Source organism: Pseudomonas sp., assembly GCF_026224925.1.
In the GTDB taxonomy this organism is placed as follows: Bacteria; Pseudomonadota; Gammaproteobacteria; order Pseudomonadales; family Pseudomonadaceae; genus Aquipseudomonas.
Map to the genome: position 1 here is coordinate 1 of NZ_JAMFRV010000495.1, position 2,749 is coordinate 2,749.

Here is a 2,749-nt window from a genome sequence, read left to right on the forward strand (position 1 = left end):
CCATCAAACGGGTGACCAGGCCAATGCTCAACTTCAAATCGTTCCGGTCTGCCGGCGCGGTGCTCGCCGGCATCGAGCTCATGCACATGATCCGAAAGGGGCAGTTCACTGCCGACAGCGCCAATTCGATGTCGTTCGCCGACCAATTTTACGCGCTGGCGGGACACGTTCGTCCAGTTTGAGGGGTACTGTTCCTTTCCAAAATAATTTCGTTATTGATCAACAACGCGACAAAGCCTTCCAAAGTAACGTCAATTTTACGTCACCTGTGGAAGACGAAATTTCAGGGAAAGCTCAGACTGATCTGGGCTAATTTTACATTTTGGGGGGATGGGCACAAATGGCCATAAACGGGCTGAGTAACGGAACCCGGGAATCGGATGGTTAGAGCACAGTCGACCGAATACATAGATAGGCTATAATGCCTCTAGGAAATGATCATTGCGACTTCTATGTGCGGAGATTATGGCACCCATCTCTTGCAGAGCGACACCCCGTGATCAACCGTTCTAGCCCTCATGATTGAAAACATATTGACCCTTGAAGTGGGGACTGAGTTTGACATTATTGCCGCTCGCCAGCGAGCGCGCCAAATAGCTGAAGCCTGCGGATTTAGCGGTTTGGATCAGGCGCGCATCAGTACCGTAGTATCAGAGCTTGCCCGCAACATTTATAACTATGCCGGCACTGGCTCCGTTTCGTTTGCCCTCAGTGGCTCAGTTGTGCCTCAGCAATTATTAATCACGGTGGCGGACGAGGGCGCGGGGATTGCCGACGTTGAACAGGTACTCTCTGGGAATTACCGCTCGGTCTCAGGGATGGGTCTCGGTATTTTGTCGGCAAGGCGTCTAATGGAACATTTTGAGATCGCCACCAGCGCGGCGGGCACCCGAATTACTGTCGGTAAGCGATTCCAGCTTCAGACGACAATCATGACCGCCGGGACTTTACGCTCTGTCGTCGGGCAATTTAAAGCGCTGCCTAATCATGCAGCCTTATCCGAAGCACAACACCAGAACCGTGAATTGACTGAAACTCTAAGCGCTCTGCAGGCTCGGCAAGAAGAATTGCTGCTGATGACCAGCCGTCTTGAAGAGAGAAATCGCAACATCGAGGCGCTTAACGATCTACTCGACGATAAAGCGGTCGCTTTGCAGCAAGCCGATCGCAGCAAGGACGAGTTCTTGGCCACGCTCAGCCATGAACTGCGCGGCCCACTGTCGGCCGCCGGCACGGCGGCCACGGTACTCCAGTTGCAAAGCGTGACCCCGGAGCGCGCCAATCAGATGGGTAGCTTGATCAGTCGACAGATCGCCCACATGAGCAGGTTGGTAGAAGACCTGCTAGACGTCTCGCGGGTCAGCCGCGGTTTGGTGCAACTTGAGAAAGTATCGGTGAATTTGGTTGATGTCGTGGCAGCGGCCGTCGAACAAGTGCAAGCGGGGGCGAGTTTAAAGGAGCATCGCATTGAGCAACAAATCGAACGCGCCAATTTGGCAGTGCTGGGCGATCGGACACGGCTAATTCAAGTGGCGAGCAACCTCCTCAGCAACGCCGTACGCTATACCAGTCGCGGCGGCCTGATCCGTATTACTTTAGAAAAGCGCGGGTCGATGACGGTGTTGCGAGTGTCGGACAACGGCCAAGGCATTAAACCGGAGCTTATACCGCGCCTTTTCGATCTTTACGTCCAGGCTGAACTTTCGTCGGACCGTATTGGCGGTGGCCTGGGATTAGGCTTGGCTCTGGTGAAAAACTTGGTCGAAGCGCACAGAGGAAGCGTTGTGGCTTACAGTGCGGGGGAGGGGCAAGGTAGTACGTTCACCGTGCAATTACCCTTGCAAGTCGAGAGTTGTGAGTATTCTTGTTGATTTACTGAGATGGCCCCGACACCACCGAATCGGATCAAACTAGCGTTTCGTCCAAATTACGTGTAGAGGTCTGCCATGGATATCGATATTCTCGAGATTGATCAGGCCAAGCGGGTGTTCCAGGTGCACGGCGCCGATCGTCGCGGCCAAGCATTACACAGTTCGAAGGTTCTGCGTGCAGAATTGCTCAGTTCGACTCGGGCAGCGCCGAGTAGCGCAGCCTCGTGCTGGTGTTGAGCTTGTCGAGGTTGGTCTGGCCCATGGCCCAGCCGGTGTAGCGGGGCTCGCTGATTTCCGCGTAGTGCAGCAGCGTGACGTCTGCATAGCGAGCGTCGCCGAGGATGCGGGCGTAGAGCAAGTTAACCTGCTTGCGGCCGCCTTCGATCAGCTGCAGGTATAGCCGCTCGCTGTGGCACAGCACTGCATGCGCAGGATCACTTCGTCCAGCAGTTCATCGAGTTCGTCGCTTTCGATGTAGTCGGCGATGTTGTCGTTGGCGTGGAAGCGCCCGCCGCTCTCCTCGTGGCGGGCGCGTATGCGCGCGGAGACCGGTGTGATGACAGCGCGGAGTGGAGCAACTTGTCATTCATCATGGGTATCATAATCGTCGGAGGTGGGAGGCATCGTTTATACGAGCAGGGCGGAGTTGCGCTGCCAGACGCTGAAGCACAGGAGGCCGGCAAAGCTGACCCACGCGAGGTAGGGCCAGAGCAGCACGGCGGCGAGGCGTTCGCGGCGGCCGAACAGCACGATGGTGGCCACGATCATCAGCCACAGCACGACGATGCAAATAAAGGCAGGCACGCCGAGATGCCAGGCGAAGAACAGCCAGCTCCACAGCGCGTTAACGGTCAGCTGCGCTAGGTGTACAGCAGCAG

General features: G+C 56.1%; 3 protein-coding genes and 2 pseudogenes. 3 read left to right on the forward strand and 2 right to left on the reverse strand.

What is annotated here, in order from left to right; genetic code table 11:
- The 3 genes and pseudogenes from M0974_RS21130 to M0974_RS21140 all read left to right on the forward strand — a co-directional run.
- A pseudogene (locus M0974_RS21130) lies at positions 1–182 on the forward strand (hypothetical protein); the annotation flags it as partial.
- Between the two features lie 336 nt (positions 183–518).
- A complete protein-coding gene (locus tag M0974_RS21135) occupies positions 519–1,871 on the forward strand; it encodes a sensor histidine kinase (RefSeq protein ID WP_297841243.1) in 1,353 nt (450 codons plus the stop codon).
- Positions 1,872–1,946: 75 nt separating this feature from the next.
- Positions 1,947–2,072: pseudogene (locus M0974_RS21140) on the forward strand (IS110 family transposase); the annotation flags it as partial.
- Here M0974_RS21140 and M0974_RS21145 read toward each other — a convergent pair.
- Both M0974_RS21145 and M0974_RS21150 read right to left on the reverse strand, forming a co-directional pair.
- Complete coding sequence (locus M0974_RS21145) at positions 2,059–2,292, reverse strand: BLUF domain-containing protein (protein ID WP_297841246.1); 234 nt, start codon at positions 2,290–2,292, stop codon at positions 2,059–2,061. The pseudogene M0974_RS21140 and the gene M0974_RS21145 sit on opposite strands and share 14 nt — an antisense overlap.
- A 206-nt stretch (positions 2,293–2,498) precedes the next feature.
- Positions 2,499–2,749: TspO/MBR family protein (locus M0974_RS21150; RefSeq protein ID WP_297841249.1), on the reverse strand; the 251-nt coding region annotated here is incomplete at its 5' end.